Here is a 14883-nt window from a genome sequence, read left to right as displayed (position 1 = left end):
AATTGCAGGGCGATACCCTGCCTGGCGTCAGCTCGGCGACCGCGATCGACAGCATGAAGCGCTTGGCCGAACAGATCCTGCCGAGCGGCTTCTCCTATGAATGGACCGACCTGTCCTATCAGCAGGTGAACGGCAGCAAGGCCGGACTCTACGTGTTTCCGATCTGCGTGCTGTTCGTCTATCTGGTGCTGGCAGCGCAGTACGGCAGCTGGAGCCTGCCGTTTTCGGTGATCCTGATCGTGCCGATGTGTCTGCTGGCGGCGACCATCGGCGTGCGCATCATGGGGCAGGACGTCAACGTGCTGACCCAGATCGGCTTCGTGGTACTGGTCGGGCTTGCGGCCAAGAACGCGATCCTGATCGTCGAATTCGCCCGCGACATCGAGAACGAGGGGCGCGACCGCCTGGAGGCCGTCATCGAAGCTTGTCGTTTGAGATTGCGGCCGATCCTGATGACGTCGTTCGCCTTCATCCTCGGCGTGCTGCCGCTGGTGATCTCGACCGGCTCCGGCTCGGAGATGCGCCGGGCCGTCGGTGTCGCCGTGTTCTTCGGCATGCTCGGGGTGACACTGTTCGGCCTGCTGTTCACGCCGATCTTCTACGTGGTGGTCCGCAACCTCGCCGAAGGCCGTCATCCAAAGAAGCCGGCGGTGGAGGTGTGAACGGAGAATGTGCGCGCGGCCGTCGCCACGCACTCCGCCGTCGTCCCGGGTCGGCGCGCTGCGCGCTTGCCCGGGACGACACCATTTGTGGGGCGCTGCTGGCAGTATAGCCCTACGAACCTGGTCCGTCGGGCAAATCAGTTGCGCGGGTTTTGCCTAAAGATTGGCATGGCAGGTCGCTTCCGAACGGCCGAAATCAAATGCGCGAACAGCAATTTTGCGAGCCGCGTCAAGCTGATCGGAGCGATCAAGCCTCCCGCGTAAAACATTTCTGTTTCCATTTTTCAGAAATCATGATTGTCTGTCACCATCCCGCCTCGATGAGAGGGGCGTTTCGGCCAATCGTCACGAACGTGGAGGCGGGGAGCGGTGGACGCGGATGGTGCGAAGACGATCGCACCTGATGCGGACGGCGAAGTCGTGGGGTTCTGGCATCCCGGTGCTGATGCCAAGTTGGCGATGATGCTGTGGCATCGCGCCGATGACGGGGGCAATCAAGCCGGTCCCCGGGGAGACCTCGTATAAGCCGTAACCCATCGCGCAGGGAATGCCGGATGACCGGCTGAACCCGTGGTACCTGCCGCCTGCGTTTTTTTCCGCAGGCGGGCCATGGGTGAGGCCTTCACCCGGCGTTCCCTGCGCCCTCTTCCTGAAGGGGGTGGAACAACTTCAATAGCTCGGACGCTGAACACGCCGCGAGGACGAGAGGCCATGTCGCCGCGGCGCTCTGATCCTGTTTACCGCAGACATAGGTTTTAGATGAGCAACACCGTCATTGCGAGCGAAGCGAAGCAATCCAGCGCTGCAGCAATGATTCTGGATAGCTTTGTCGCCTGCGGCTCCTCGCAATGACGGCTACCATCAGCTGTCCTTGCGGGCCACGCGGTTGGCAGACAGCGTCACCGCGCTCATCATTGCGGCGAGAATCCAGAACGTGGTCGGCAGGTTAGAGTGCTTGGCGATGAAGCCGATTCCCGCAGGGCCGACCAGAATGCCCGCATAGCCGGTCGTGGTGATCGCGGCGACCGCGAGGCCGACTGGCATCGCGCGCTGCGCGCCGGCACGGCGAAACAGCACCGGCACGAGGTTCGAGGCGCCGAGCCCGATCAGCAGGAAGCCGGCGAGCGCGATCGCCGCATTGGGCCCCGTCAGCAGCACGGCGAAACCCGCAATGGCGATGCAGCTGCCCCACATCATGGTGGCGCGGTCGCCGATCCGCGCCACCACGGAATCGCCGACCAGCCGTCCCGTCGTCATCGCGATCGAGAACAGCATATAGCCGATGCCGCTGTGCGTGGCCTCAACGAGCCTGGTGTCGGTCAGCAGCAGCGCGCTCCAGTCCAGCATCGCGCCTTCGACCAGGAAGGTGATTGCCGTCAGCATTGCCAGCAGCAGCACGATGCCGTGCGGCATTACGAACAGGGGAGTCTCTTCGGCCTTGGCCGCGCGCAGCAGCCGTGGCGCAGCGGCGGCGATCGCAGCCAGCATCACCGCCGTGCAGATCAAGGTGCCGGTGAAGGCGCCGATCTGCACCGCGAGCAGGCCAGTCATCAGCGCCGATCCGGCGAAGCCGCCGATGCTGAACAGCGCGTGAAAGCCGGACATCAACGGCCGGTCGGAGGCGTGCTCGACTTCGAGCGCATGAATATTGGCCGCGACATCGATCGAGCCGAGCGAAGCACCAAAGCCGAGCAGGACCAGGCCGAGCTGGATCGGTGTGGCGGCAATCGAAAGCCACGGCAGCAGCGCGGCAAGCCCGACGCCGCCAGCGATGATGAGCGGCCGGTCGCCATAGCGGGTGCTCAGCATGCCGGTCAGCAGCATTGCGGGCACCGAGCCGATGCCGAGGCACAGCAGCAGCAGCCCGAGCGTGCCATCGTCGACCGCGAGCCGCGCTTTCGCGAACGGCACCAACGGGGCCCAGCAGGCAATGCCAAAGCCGGCGACGAAGAATGTCAGGCGCGTCGCGAGCTTGGCCGCGCGATGTTCAGCAGGAGACATCCAGGGGATCCGGGAATGATGAGGGCACGTATCGCGCTTGTCGGTGCTCGAATATCATGCATAAACCAGCACAGTCATGTGGCCCGCCTGCGGCGGAGGAGCGCAGATTGAATTCGGCAAATGATCGGCCTGGAGCCGCCTTCGTGGCGGTCGATTGGGGAACTTCCAGCTTTCGCAGCTGGCTGATGGCGGCTGACGGAACTGTGCTGGCGGAAAGCCGCGGGCCTGAGGGCATGCTGCATTGTGCGACCAGCGGCTTCGCGCCTGTGCTGCGCGATCATCTCGGCAAGCTCGGCGCAGCAGCGCCATTGCAGGTGCTGATCTGCGGCATGGCCGGTGCCAAGCAGGGCTGGGTCGAGGCGCCTTACCTGAAGACGCCGACGCGGCTCGACGCGCTGCATGAGGGAGCGATCCAGGTCGACACGCAAGGTGACGTGCGCATCCTGCCCGGCGTTGCGCAGGCGCTGGCCGGCGAACCCGACGTGATGCGCGGCGAGGAGACCCAGCTGCTCGGCATCACCGAGGCCGATTTCACTGGCCTCGTCTGCATTCCCGGCACCCACAGCAAATGGGTCAGGATCGAGAACGGCACTGTTGTGGCGTTCACGACCTACATGACCGGCGAGCTATTCTCCGTGATCGCTCAGCACAGCATTTTGACGCACGCGGTAGAGACTGGCGGAGCAGCGACGCAGGATGGTGCGCCATTCCGCGACGGGCTCGCGACCGCGCAGGCGGCGCCGCGCGGACTGACAACCTCGCTATTCCGCCTGCGCGCCGCGCAACTGCTCGGCTTCGAGCAGCGCGCCGATGGCGCCGCGCGGCTCTCGGGACTCCTGATCGGCAGCGAGATCGCTGATGCCATGCAGCGCTTCGGCGCCGCGGGGCAGCTCCGGCTCCTGGCTGCGGGCAGCCTGGGTGCACTGTATGAGGCGGCGCTCAAGGCGTGCGGCTTCGATGTTATCATGATCGATGCCGAGCAGGCATCACGGCGCGGTCTCGCCAGGGCCGCCATCCATCTTTGGGGAGCGCAGTTCGCATCATGACGCAGCCGATTGCCTGGCCAAACCCGAAGCGTTCGCTGGTCGCCATCCTGCGCGGCGTCAAGCCCGACGAGGCCGAGGCCATCGTCGGTGCCTTGATCGAGACCCGCTTCGAGCTGATCGAGGTGCCGCTCAATTCGCCGGATGCGTTCACATCGATCGGAAAGGTCGCGGCGCGTTTCGGCAAGGATGCGCTGATCGGGGCCGGCACGGTGCTGTCAGCGGTCGATTGCGCGCGCGTTGCGGACGCCGGCGGCCGGCTGATGGTGAGCCCGAACGTCGACGCTGACGTGCTGGCAATGGCGGTCGCACGCGGCATGGTGACGATGCCCGGCGTGTTCACGCCGACGGAGGCTTTCCTCGCGCTGCGCTGTGGCGCCTCGGCGCTCAAATTCTTTCCGGCCTCGGTGCTCGGCCCCTCCGGCATCGCCGCGCAGATGGCGGTGCTACCGAAGGGCGTCGTGGTCGGTGCTGTCGGCGGCGTCTCGGACAAGAACCTCGCTGACTACGCCAAGGCCGGCGTGCGCGCCTTCGGGCTCGGTTCGAGCCTGTATCGTCCCGGCATGACCGCGGACGAGGTCCGCGCCACGGCGCGGGCCTCGGTGCAGGCCTATGATGAGGCCATTGCGCGCATCAGTGGCTGAGCGGCGTCAGCTCGCCGCCGCATGAACCTGCGGCGCCGTGCTTTCCGCTTCGGGCACCTTGGCGAACATGCGCAGCGCCTCGGCCATCTGCTCGCGTCCGCTGACGCCGGTGATGATCACGTCCACCATCGTGAAGGAGGAGTGGAAGTGGCCGCGGGCCTTGAGCTGCCCGACTGGCACCCCATGCGCCGCCAGCGCCTCGGCATAGGCGATGCCTTCGTCGCGCAGCGGATCGAACTCTGAGGTGACCACAAAGGCCGGCGGCAGTCCCTTGAGGTTGCCACGCAGCGGCGAGATGCGCGGATCGCCGCGGTCGGCCGGCGCGCAGTACATGTCCTTGAACCAGTACATCAGCGAGCGCGTCAGGAAGTAGCCCGTGGCGTTCTCCGTATAGGACGGATGTTCGGTGCTGCAGTCGGTCACCGGATTGAGCAGCAGCTGCCCGCCGATTTCCGGCCCGCCGCGGTCGCGTGCGAGCTGACAGGTGACGGCGGCGATGTTGCCGCCGGCGCTCCAGCCTGCGACCAGGATCGGGCCCGGCTGGCCACCGAGTTCGAGCGCGTGCTCGGCAATCCATTTCGCCGCCGCGTAGCCGTCCTCCGCCGCAGTCGGGAAGCGATGCTCGGGCGCATGACGATAGCCGACGCTGATGAAGATCATGTTGGTGCGGCGGCACATGTCGCGGCAGAACGGATCGTCCGACTGCTCGTCGCCGAGCACCCAGCCGCCGCCGTGGAAATAGACCACGATCGGATGCAGTCCCGGCGTCGCCGGCCGATAGAGTCGGTACTTCAACATGTCTTCGCCTGCCGGCAGCGCGCCGTCGAGCACCTCGCCGACCGGCCGTCCTGCGGGACGTGTGGCGTTGAATTGCGCGACGAAGTCGCGGGCGCCTTGCGCGCCCATCGATTCGATCGGCGGCAGGTTCATCTCAGCGAGCCAGTTCAGGACCAGCCGCACGTCCGGCTGCAGCCGCACGATCTCGCCGTCATTGCATTGCTCGGCGCCGCGGGGTCCGGTGAGCCTGAAGCCCAGCATGCCGCGATCGACGACCTCGTTGCAGATGCCGCGATAGGGGCCGACGCCGCCGGTATAGGGCATCACGCCGCGCGGTTTGCCGGGCACATTGGCGCCCGTGTACCAGGTGTTGGCGAGCCGATGCAGCGTGACCATGGAGCAGTCGGCCAAGTGGCGCTGCCATCCGGCCTGCGCCGTCTCGGTCGGCTCGATCGTGGTGAAGCCGGCGCTACGCAGCGCGGCCAGGCGATCGACCACCCAATCGACATGCTGCTCGATCGAGACCGCCATGTTCGACAGCACCGATGGGCTGCCGGGGCCGGTGATCAGGAACAGATTGGGGAAGCCCGCGACGGTGAGGCCGAGATAGGTTTCCGGACCGTCGGCCCAGACGTCGGACAGCGATCTGCCGCCGCGTCCAGTGATGGGATGAATCGCCCTGATGGCGCCGGTCATCGCATCGAAGCCGGTCGCAAACACGATGATGTCGACGTCGATAGTGCGCTTGTCGGTCTTGATGCCGGTCGCGGTGATCGCGGTGATCGGCTCCTTGCGCAGGTTCACCAATGTGACATTGGGACGGTTGAAGGTGGCGTAGTAGTTGGTCTCGAGGCAGGGGCGCTTGGCGCCGAACGGATGGTCGTCCGGGCACAACGCTTCCGCGGTCTCGGGATCCTTCACGATCGAACGGACCTTTTCGCGGAGCAGGTCGGCGACCAGCGCATTGCCCTCGGCATCGACGGCCTGGTCCGCCCAGAGCTGGCTCAAAATGTAGACGAGGTCGCCGGTGGCCCAGGCCTTCTCGAAGCGCGCGCGGCGCTCCGCGTCGGTGAGCTGCCAGCTCACATCCGTCTGCTGGGGATACGGCACGCCTGCCATGGATGCGCGCGCCTGCTCGCGATAGCCGGCGCGATCGCTGTTCAGCAAAGCGGCGCGATCGGCGGGCGCCGGGCCATTATGCGCGGGCATGGCGAAGTTCGGCGTGCGTTGGAACACGGTGAGATGATCGGCCTGCTCGGCGATGACGGGGATCGACTGGATGCCGGACGAGCCGGTGCCGATCACCGCGACGCGCTTGCCGGCGAACGTCACCTCATTATGCGGCCAGCGCCCGGTGAAATAAATCTCGCCCTTGAAGTCCTGGACGCCGTCGATCTCCGGCGGCTTCGGCTGCGACAGGCAGCCGGTCGCCATGATGTAGTCGCGGGCCGAGACGGAAGCGCCATTGTCGGTCGTGAGCAGCCAGCGGCCGCTGGTCTCGTCCCAGGTGGCCTGGGTGACCTTGGTGCCGAAGCGGATGTCGCGGCGCAGATCATAGCGATCGGCGACAAAGCCGAGATAACGCAGGATCTCGGGCTGGGTCGCGTATTTCTCCGACCACTGCCAGGCGGTCTCGAGCTCCGGGTCGAAGGTGTAGCTGTAGTCGATGGTCTGGATGTCGCAGCGCGCGCCCGGATAGCGGTTCCAGTACCAGGTGCCGCCGACGTCGCCGCCGGATTCGAGCACCACCGCCGAGAAGCCCGCCTTACGCAGCCGATGCAGGCAATAGAGCCCGGCAAAGCCGGCACCGACCACGGCGACGTCGACCTGCTGCAGCCCGCCGCTGGCGGCTCCCGATGTTCCCGGCGCGACCATTGTCTCGGACATGTGACGACCTCCCGATGTTTTTTGTTGAGCGTGAGGCTAGTCCTGCTCGCCAAATTTGTCATCAATCGATCGGAGCGATCTACGGTTGCTGCGGTGCGGTCGCGGAAGCGCGCCGGGCGATTTTGCGCCGCCGGTGCAATTGCAGGGCGGTGTAGACAAGATGCTGAGAAGGCGACAGAAAGCGCCTTATCGCAGCGCCGTTATCAAGTTTCACAGCAAGGCGGCTGCAAGAACCGCTACATTATCGTTCATCGACGGACTGATTCAGGCTGGCCCCATGCCCTTATCGCTACCCAAGCACAAGATTCGCGTTCTGCTCCTGGAGGGCGTCAACGATTCGGCCGTGCGCATGTTCGAGGCCAACGGCTATACCGAGGTCGAGCGCCTGCCCAAGGCGCTGGGCTCCGCGGACCTCAAGCGGATGCTGTCGGGCGTGCACATGCTCGGCATCCGCTCGCGCACCCATCTCACCGCCGAGATATTCGAAGCCGCCGACCGGCTGATGGCGGTCGGCTGCTTTTCGGTCGGTACCAACCAGGTCGATCTCGATGCCGCACGGCGGCACGGCATTCCCGTCTTCAACGCGCCGTACTCGAACACGCGCAGCGTCGCCGAGCTGACCATCGCCGAAGTGGTGATGCTGTTCCGCCGGATCTTCCCGCGCTCGGTGTCGGCGCATGCCGGCGGCTGGGACAAATCGGCGAATGGCAGCCGCGAGGTGCGCGGCAAGACGCTAGGCATCGTCGGCTACGGCAATATCGGTTCGCAATTGTCGAACCTCGCTGAAGCGATGGGCATGCGCGTGATCTATTTCGACCAGACCGACAAGCTGCGTCACGGCAATACCGAGCCAGTCGAAAGCCTGGACGAATTGCTCGCCTCGAGCGACGTGGTCTCGCTGCACGTCCCGGAGACGCCGGCCACTGCCAACATGATCGGCGAGCGCCAGATCCGGCACATGAAGGACGGCGCTTACCTGATCAACAACTCCCGCGGCACCGTGGTCGATCTCGATGCGCTGGCGAGCGGCTTGCGTGATGGCAAGCTCGCGGGCGCCGCGATCGACGTGTTTCCGGTCGAGCCGGCCTCGAATGCCGATCCGTTCGTGTCGCCGCTGCAGAACCTGCCCAACGTGATCCTGACGCCGCATGTCGGCGGCTCGACCGAGGAGGCGCAGGACCGCATCGGCGGCGAGGTCGCGCGCAAGCTGATCGACTATTCCGACGTCGGCTCGACCTTCGGCGCGGTCAACTTCCCGCAGGTGCAATTGCCGGCGCGCGCCACCGGCACGCGCTTCATCCACGTCCACCGCAACGTGCCGGGCGTGCTGCGCAAGGTCAACGAAGCGGTGTCGCGGCACAACATCAACATCCTCGCGCAGTACCTGCAGACCGATCCCGAGGTCGGCTACGTCGTGCTCGAAACCGACGTGATCCGCGGCGAGGGCGAGGAGCTGCTGGCCGAGCTGCGCGCGGTCGAAGGCACCATCCGCGTCCGGGTGCTGTATGATCATGCCAACTAGCGGCTGATGGAGGAGACGATGGCCGGCGATCCGTCGCAGGCGGTAACGACACCGGTCAGTCTCAGCACCATCATGCCGGCCCGGGTGCTGCGGCATGATCCACGCTACGGCCTATCGACGCTGTTCTTCACCGATGGCGAACTGCGGGTGCCGCTAGTGGATGCGCCGGTCGATGCCGGGGTCTCCGTGACGATCGAGGCGCGCGACGTCTCGATCGCGCTGTCGCGTCCGATGGATGTGTCGATTACCAACCGCCTGCCTGGAAAGATCCAAGAGATCGTTCCGCTGCAGCTGCCTTATGTACGCGTCACGCTCGATCTGGGATCGACGCGCCTGCATGCCCTCGTGACACTGGAGTCGGTCGAGCGTCTTGCTCTGGAGAGCGGCCTGTCCGCCTGGGCGATGATCAAGACTGTCGCGATCGGGCCCGGTGCTATCAAGCCTTCGGAGCTGCCGCGGCCGCGCCGCTGGCCCGCTTCCGATAGTTCGGATCGGTAGCTTGATCGAGCTCCTCCAGCGCGGCGGTCGCAGCGGCGCGGGAGCGCCGCTCCATCGAGCGATAGAGCGCGACCAACCGTTCGCCGAACGGCGTGATCTCGGCGCCGCCGCCCCGCCGTCCGGGATGGGTCTCGAACACGACGCTCTCGAAGGTACGGTTCAGCGCATCCACCATCAGCCAGCATTTACGATAGGAGATGCCGCTGGCACGTGCAGCACCAAGGATCGAACGCTCCTGGCGGATGGTCTCGATCAACAGCAGGTCCTCCGCCGTCAGCCGGCCACCATTGCTGAACTGGATGGCAAGCTCGATTTGCGGCTCATCGTTCATGCGAGTCCGGTCTCGCTGCGTTGCCCGCACCATCACGTCGCTCCGATCTCTGTCACGCCGTCGGCTCCTCGCGCCGGACCAGCGCCACGCCCTTGACTTGCGCAAAGACGTCTTGGCCCGGCTCCAGATCGAGCTCCTTCCAGGAGCGTTCGGTCACGCGCGACAGCAGTCTGGCGCCGGTGCCGTCCGGGCCGAGACCGAGCAGGGCGGTGATCCGGTGATCGGCCTGGCTGCGAATGCTGAGAATCCTCACCGGCAGCATATTGACGATGGTGCTTCTGCTGGGCCGCTCGCGCGCCAGGCTGACATCGCCGGCCTCGACGCGCAGGCGCCGGTGGTCGCCGACACGGAGGGGCTCGGATGGCACGAGGAATTCTCCGCCTGCCACGGCGAGCGTGGCCATGCCGTCGACGGCGTCCTGCGCCACCACAACGGCATCGAGACTGACCGCGGCATCGCGCGATAGCGCCAGCGGCAGCGACAGATCGGCCTGCAGGTCGCGCAACGGCCCCGCCGCCACCACACGGCCAGATCGCATCAGCACCAGCTGGTCGGCGAGCCGCTCAACCTCGGCCATGTCGTGGCTGATATAGAGGATCGGCAGCTGCAGAATCTCGTGCAGCCGCTCCAGATAGGGCAGGATCTCGTCCTTGGTCATCTGGTCGAGCGCCGACAGCGGCTCATCCATCAGCAGCAGTTTTGGCTGCGAGAGCAGAGCGCGGCCGATCGCGACCCGCTGCCGCTCGCCGCCCGAGAGATGGCGCGGCGATCGCTCCAGCAGCTTGTCGATGCCGAGCAGGGCGGTGACCTCGTCGAAGCCGATCGCGTTGCCTGCGGTCGTACGCGGATGGCCGTACATCAAATTGCGGCGCACCGAGAGATGCGGAAACAGATTGGCTTCCTGGAACACATAGCCGATCGGCCGCTGGTGGGGGGCGCGAAAATGCTTATCGTCCTGCCAGATATCGCCGGCCACCGAGCAGAAACCGGCCATGTGATTGAGCCCGGCAATGCAGCGGATCAGCGTGGTCTTGCCGCAGCCGGAGGGGCCGAACAGCGCGGTTACGCCGCGTGCCGGCACCTCGAACTGCGCGTCCAGCTCGAAGCGCCCGAGCATCCCGCGAAAATCGACCTTGACCGTATCAGCTGTCATGACGCGGCGCGGACCATCTTCTTCTCGATCAGCATCATGGTGAGGATGACGCAGAAGGCAAACGCCACCATGCCGAGCGCGAGCACCGAGGCTTCGGTCCATTGCGCGTTCTCGACATAATCGTAGATCGCGACCGATAGCACCTGGGTCTTGCCCGGGATGTTGCCACCGATCATCAGCACAACGCCGAACTCGCCGACGGTGTGCGCGAAGCCGAGGATTGCGCCGGTGAGAAAACCGGGGCTCGCCAGCGGCACCGCCACGGTCCAGAACGCGCGCCAGGGCGAGGCACGCAAGGTGGCTGCAGCCTCCATCGGCTTCTCGCCCATGGCTTCGAATGCATTGCGGATCGGCTGCACCACGAACGGCATCGAGAACAGCACCGAGCCGATCACGAGGCCGGGGAAGGTGAAGGCGAGCGTTCGCGCGCCCCATAGCGGTGCCAGCACGCCGCCGGCGCCGTTGGGGCCGAGCGCGACCAGAAGATAGAAGCCGAGCACGGTCGGCGGCAGCACCAGCGGGATCGCGACCAGCGCTGCGATAATCTCCTTCCACCAGCGTTTGGAGCGCGCCAGCCACCATGCAATCGGGGTGCCCACGATCAGCAGCACGACGGTGGTGAGTGCCGCCAGCTCGAGCGTCAGCCGAATTGGTTGCCAGATATCGGAGGAGAGGTTCATGGGACGGGATGAGCGGTGCGTTCTCTCTCTCCGTTCTTACGAGGAGAGAGGTAGGGGGACGGGCAGAGGCACGGGCAGCGTGAGTAGTTAGACCTGTCCCCTCTCACCCGATCGCTTCGCGCTCGACGTCTCCCCGCAAGCGGGCAGACGTTAGAACGAGCGCGCCGCATCGCTTCAACCCAAGAGCGTGACATGAATCTCAGCTCGCCGATTTCGGATCGAGCGCGTAGCCGAACTTCTCGATTACGGCGCGCGATTCCGGGCTTTTCAGGAAGGTGAGGAACGCCGTCGCGGCCTCGTTGTGCTCGGCCGACTTCAGCAGCACAGCATCCTGCTTGATCTCCGTATAGAGATTTTGCGGTACCATCCAGCGTGAGCCGCCGGCATTCAGCATCAGCTGCGACAGTGCGACGAAGCCGAGCTCGGCATTGCCGGTGTCGACGAACTGGAACGCCTGCCCGATCGAGTTGCCCTTGACGAGCTTGGGCTCCAGCGTGGCGTAGAGATTGAGCGCCTTCAACGTCTCCACCGCGGCAGCGCCATAGGGCGCGGCAGTCGGGTTGGCGATCGAGAGCTTGTTGAAGGTGGCAGCCTTCAGCGTGTCCTCGCCCTTCACCGTGTTCGGATCCTTGCTCCACAATACCAGCTTGCCGATTGCATAGGTGAAGCGGCTCGACGCCACGCCAAAACCCTCGTCGACCAGCTTCTTCGGGCGCTCCTCGTCGGCGGAGAGCATGATGCCGAACGGCGCGTTCTGCTTGATCTGGGTGAAGAACTGGCCCGAGGCGCCGAAGCTCAGCACCGCATCATGGCCGGTCTTGGCCTTGAACGCTGCCGCGATCTCCTTGGCCGGCTCGGTGAAATTGGCGGCGACCGCGACATTGACGCTGCCGGCAAACGCCTGTGCGCTCGTCAACAGGGATGCAAGACTGATGGTGGCAACGAACAGACGGCGGCTGAGCTTCATGACGTTCCTCTTGAAATTCGTGCGACTGCCGAAGTTCGAGATCAGCTCCGCGGAAGCCCGCTCTCCAGCGCGCTTCGATCGTCAGTCGCAGAGGCCCGCCGCCCGCGCCTCTGCCGCTGCTCCAAGCTCGATCGGCAAGCCCTGCTGCTCTGCAGGACCCCCACAAATTACCTGTGCTGTATCGTTTTGTATATACCTACGTCGGCCTGAACCAGGCCGGAGAACCCAGCGGTCCGTCCTCCGGAGCTGCTATCGTCTAGTCCATCCGCTCCCAGAGCTGCCTGACCAGCATGCCGGCGCGCTTCTCGATCGCGGCCGCTGCGTCCAGCGCGAGGTCCTCGCGGTAACGGCCTGCGATCAGCTGCACGCCGATCGGCTTGCCGTCATGCAGAGCGACCGGGACGACGGCGCCGGGCAGACCGAGCACGTTGATCGCGGAGATGAAGCGGAGGTCGTTCCAGAACAGCTCCTGCACGCGCGCGGGGCTGATGGTGTCCTCGCGCGGACCCGGCGTTGGCTGCACCGAGGTCGGCGCCAGCACCACCGGATAGTCCTCGAAGAACAATTGCCAGGTGCGGATATGCGCGCTGCGCGCGGCCGTCGCCTTCATCCAGCCTTGCAGGTCGAGTGGATTCGCTTTCGCCTTCATGCCGTTCCACGCCTTGTGGAAGTCCTCCGACGTGTTGGCGAGCATATAGGCTTCCTGCAGTACCATGGTCTCGTTGCTAATGATGTCGCACCAGGTCTGCCAGACGCCGGAGATGTCGGGCACCTCGACCTCGCTGACGCGATAGCCGGAGCGTTCGAGATGATCCGCCGCCTGACGAAGCGCGGCGCGCACGGACGGATCGACATCCATGTCCTCCGGCAGCTTCGCCAATGCGACCTTGATCGGACCCTTCGGCTTGAGACCGACGAGCGGTGCCGGCACCCACCAGGGATCGCGCGGGTCGCGCTGGCTCATGACCTCGAGCGCGAGGCGAACGTCGGCGACGCTGCGCGCCAGCGGGCCTTGCGACGACATCAGGTGAGCCAGCATCGGCCGCTCCGCGCTAGCGCTCTCGTTGAAGGCCGGGATGCGTCCCTGCGTCGGCTTGATGGTGGCGATGCCGTTGCAATGCGCCGGCCAGCGCAGCGAGCCGCCGATGTCATTGCCATGCGCGATGGTGCCGATGCCGGCCGCCACGGCGGAGCCGGCGCCGCCCGAGGAGCCGCCGCAGGTGATGTCGGGATCCCAGGGGTTCAACGTCAGCCCGTACAGCGGATTTTCGGTAAAGCCGCGGAACGAGAATTCCGGCGTGTTGGTAAGGCCGAGCACGATCGCGCCGGCCTGCTTCAGGTTGCGTACCACAGGCGCATCGGAGGGCGCGATGATATTGGTCTGCGATGCCACGCCATTGGTGTTGGCCTGGCCTTCGAAGTCGACATTCACCTTGATGGTCACGGGCACGCCATGAAGCAGGCCAGGCTCGCCTATCCTGGTCAGCGCCTTGTCCGCGGCCTTCGCCGCCTGCAACGCTTCTTCCGTGAGATCGACGACGACCGCATTGAGCTTCGGATTGACCGCATGCAGACGCGCGACATGCGCTTGCGTGACCTCGAATGACGACACCGCGCGAGAGCGGATCGCCGCAGCCGTATCGACCGCGGACCATTGCCAGATCGGCCCCTTGGGCAGACGGGCCTTGGGAGCGGGCGGCGCAGCCGATTTCTTTGACGCTTTTGATACGGCCTTCTTGCCAATAGCCTTCGTCTTCGGCGCGCTCGTCTTTCGAGCGGCGGCCTTCTTCAGCACCTTCTTTGCCACGTCTCGACTCCTTACACGCGCGACATGTCGAGCGGCGGCATCACATCATCAGGCAGCGGACTGACATAAGGCGTCCGCGCCACGCGCTTCCTGAGATCGGCCTGCGCCGCATCGATGAGCTGCGGCTCGTTCAGCGCCTTGATGCCGAGCCCGGCCATTGCCTTGGCGGCCTGCACCATCGCCTTGTGCGCGGCCGGGGTCTTTCCCTGCGCCACCACCTGCCAGGTGTGGAACGGGGTGCCGATCGCCACCGTCGGCGCATGCACCTGTACGGTCGGCACCACCCAGCTGACGTCGCCGACATCGGTCGAGCCTACTTGCGGGTTGCGCTTGGCATCGAGCGGCACCAGGAAGTCGGCCAGCGGCCGCTCGGCCGGATCCATGCCGATCGAGTAGTAGACCGAGGAGATGTCCTTGTCGGTCAGCGTCGCCTGGATCTGACCGGCAAAATTCTTGTCGGTCTCGTCGAAATGCGGCGGCCCGAGCTCCTCCATGGTCTTGTACAGCGCCTGCTCCAGCGGCGTGTTTGGCAGGATGTTGGAGACCGCGGAGATCACCTTTATCTCGACCTTGGTCTCGGTCATCAGCGCGGCGCCTTCGGCGATCTTCTGCACGCGGCCGACCAATTCGTTCATGCCGGGCAGATCGCGGGCGCGGATCGAGTAGCGCACGCGGGCATGCGCCTGAACGACGTTGGGCGCGATGCCGCCGGTGTCGAGCAGCGCGTAGTGCACGCGCGCGTCGCTCGGCATGTGCTCGCGCATGTAGTTGACGCCGACATTCATCAGCTCGACGGCGTCGAGCGCGCTACGACCGAGATGCGGCGAGGCCGCCGCATGCGAGGTGCGCCCGGTGAAGATGAAATCGGCACGGGTGTTGGCGAGAGATGGCGTCATCACCACCTCCCAGAA

At 65.5% G+C, this 14883-nt stretch carries 12 protein-coding genes and 1 pseudogene; 5 read left to right on the top strand and 8 right to left on the bottom strand.

Translation table 11 applies throughout. The annotated features are described in order from the left end of the window. Nucleotides 1-662, top strand: a 662-nt coding sequence (locus WA702_RS26025; protein WP_425113414.1) for an efflux RND transporter permease subunit, incomplete at its 5' end; no start/stop codon positions are given. A gap of 861 nt (nt 663-1523) precedes the next feature. Here the strand turns inward: WA702_RS26025 and WA702_RS26020 are convergent. Continuing rightward, complete coding sequence (locus WA702_RS26020) at nt 1524-2663, bottom strand: MFS transporter (protein ID WP_425113413.1); 1140 nt, start codon at nt 2661-2663, stop codon at nt 1524-1526. Between the two features lie 107 nt (nt 2664-2770). Between WA702_RS26020 and WA702_RS26015 the strand changes: the two genes are divergently transcribed. Both WA702_RS26015 and WA702_RS26010 read left to right on the top strand, forming a co-directional pair. Next, nucleotides 2771-3709, top strand: coding sequence for a 2-dehydro-3-deoxygalactonokinase (locus WA702_RS26015; protein WP_425113412.1), 939 nt, complete (start codon nt 2771-2773; stop codon nt 3707-3709). Beyond that, nucleotides 3706-4350: a 2-dehydro-3-deoxy-6-phosphogalactonate aldolase gene (locus WA702_RS26010; protein WP_425113411.1), complete on the top strand. Its 645-nt coding sequence runs from the start codon at nt 3706-3708 to the stop codon at nt 4348-4350. The genes WA702_RS26015 and WA702_RS26010 overlap by 4 nt, the downstream gene beginning before the upstream one ends. 6 nt (nt 4351-4356) lie before the next feature. On the opposite strand, the gene WA702_RS26005 is transcribed toward WA702_RS26010, so the two are convergent. Beyond that, nucleotides 4357-7014: a flavin-containing monooxygenase gene (locus WA702_RS26005; RefSeq protein ID WP_425113410.1), complete on the bottom strand. Its 2658-nt coding sequence runs from the start codon at nt 7012-7014 to the stop codon at nt 4357-4359. A 277-nt stretch (nt 7015-7291) separates the two neighbouring features. Here WA702_RS26005 and serA point away from each other — a divergent pair, with 277 nt between their 5' ends. After that, entirely contained in the window at nt 7292-8536 is a 1245-nt protein-coding gene (serA, locus tag WA702_RS26000; RefSeq protein WP_425113409.1) for a phosphoglycerate dehydrogenase, read from the top strand. An 18-nt stretch (nt 8537-8554) separates the two neighbouring features. Then, the gene (locus tag WA702_RS25995; RefSeq protein WP_425113408.1) at nt 8555-9034 is read left to right on the top strand and encodes a TOBE domain-containing protein; all 480 of its coding nucleotides are present in this window, start codon (nt 8555-8557) and stop codon (nt 9032-9034) included. Here the strand turns inward: WA702_RS25995 and WA702_RS25990 are convergent. The 6 genes and pseudogenes from WA702_RS25990 to WA702_RS25965 form a co-directional block, all read right to left on the bottom strand. After that, nucleotides 8973-9365: a winged helix-turn-helix domain-containing protein gene (locus WA702_RS25990; RefSeq protein ID WP_425113407.1), complete on the bottom strand. Its 393-nt coding sequence runs from the start codon at nt 9363-9365 to the stop codon at nt 8973-8975. The genes WA702_RS25995 and WA702_RS25990 overlap by 62 nt on opposite strands. Nucleotides 9366-9417: 52 nt before the next feature. Continuing rightward, entirely contained in the window at nt 9418-10518 is a 1101-nt protein-coding gene (modC, locus tag WA702_RS25985) for a molybdenum ABC transporter ATP-binding protein (protein ID WP_425113406.1), read from the bottom strand. Next, complete coding sequence (modB, locus tag WA702_RS25980; protein WP_425113405.1) at nt 10515-11198, bottom strand: molybdate ABC transporter permease subunit; 684 nt, start codon at nt 11196-11198, stop codon at nt 10515-10517. The genes modC and modB overlap by 4 nt, the downstream gene beginning before the upstream one ends. A gap of 199 nt (nt 11199-11397) precedes the next feature. After that, nucleotides 11398-12165 carry a molybdate ABC transporter substrate-binding protein gene (modA, locus tag WA702_RS25975; protein WP_425113404.1) on the bottom strand — a complete coding sequence of 256 codons (768 nt, stop codon included), beginning with the start codon at nt 12163-12165 and terminating at the stop codon, nt 11398-11400. A 256-nt stretch (nt 12166-12421) separates the two neighbouring features. Further along, a complete protein-coding gene (locus tag WA702_RS25970) occupies nt 12422-13972 on the bottom strand; it encodes an amidase family protein (RefSeq protein ID WP_425113403.1) in 1551 nt (516 codons plus the stop codon). Between the two features lie 11 nt (nt 13973-13983). Then, a pseudogene (locus tag WA702_RS25965) lies at nt 13984-14883 on the bottom strand (amidohydrolase); the annotation flags it as partial.

This window comes from Bradyrhizobium sp. (genome assembly GCF_049798375.1).
Lineage (GTDB): Bacteria > Pseudomonadota > Alphaproteobacteria > Rhizobiales > Xanthobacteraceae > Bradyrhizobium.
Note: the sequence above shows the minus strand (reverse complement) of the source record. Positions and strands in the feature narration are given on the sequence as shown.

Excerpts from the sequence above, each read along its gene's own strand:
- modB (WP_425113405.1), bottom strand. The coding sequence starts at position 11,198 with ATGAACCTCTCCTCCGATATCTGGCAACCAATTCGGCTGACGCTCGAG.
- modA (WP_425113404.1), bottom strand. The coding sequence starts at position 12,165 with ATGAAGCTCAGCCGCCGTCTGTTCGTTGCCACCATCAGTCTTGCATCC.
- WA702_RS26010 (WP_425113411.1), top strand. The coding sequence starts at position 3,706 with ATGACGCAGCCGATTGCCTGGCCAAACCCGAAGCGTTCGCTGGTCGCC.
- modC (WP_425113406.1), bottom strand. The coding sequence starts at position 10,518 with ATGACAGCTGATACGGTCAAGGTCGATTTTCGCGGGATGCTCGGGCGC.
- WA702_RS25995 (WP_425113408.1), top strand. The coding sequence starts at position 8,555 with ATGGCCGGCGATCCGTCGCAGGCGGTAACGACACCGGTCAGTCTCAGC.
- WA702_RS26005 (WP_425113410.1), bottom strand. The coding sequence starts at position 7,014 with ATGTCCGAGACAATGGTCGCGCCGGGAACATCGGGAGCCGCCAGCGGC.
- WA702_RS25990 (WP_425113407.1), bottom strand. The coding sequence starts at position 9,365 with ATGAACGATGAGCCGCAAATCGAGCTTGCCATCCAGTTCAGCAATGGT.
- serA (WP_425113409.1), top strand. The coding sequence starts at position 7,292 with ATGCCCTTATCGCTACCCAAGCACAAGATTCGCGTTCTGCTCCTGGAG.
- WA702_RS26020 (WP_425113413.1), bottom strand. The coding sequence starts at position 2,663 with ATGTCTCCTGCTGAACATCGCGCGGCCAAGCTCGCGACGCGCCTGACA.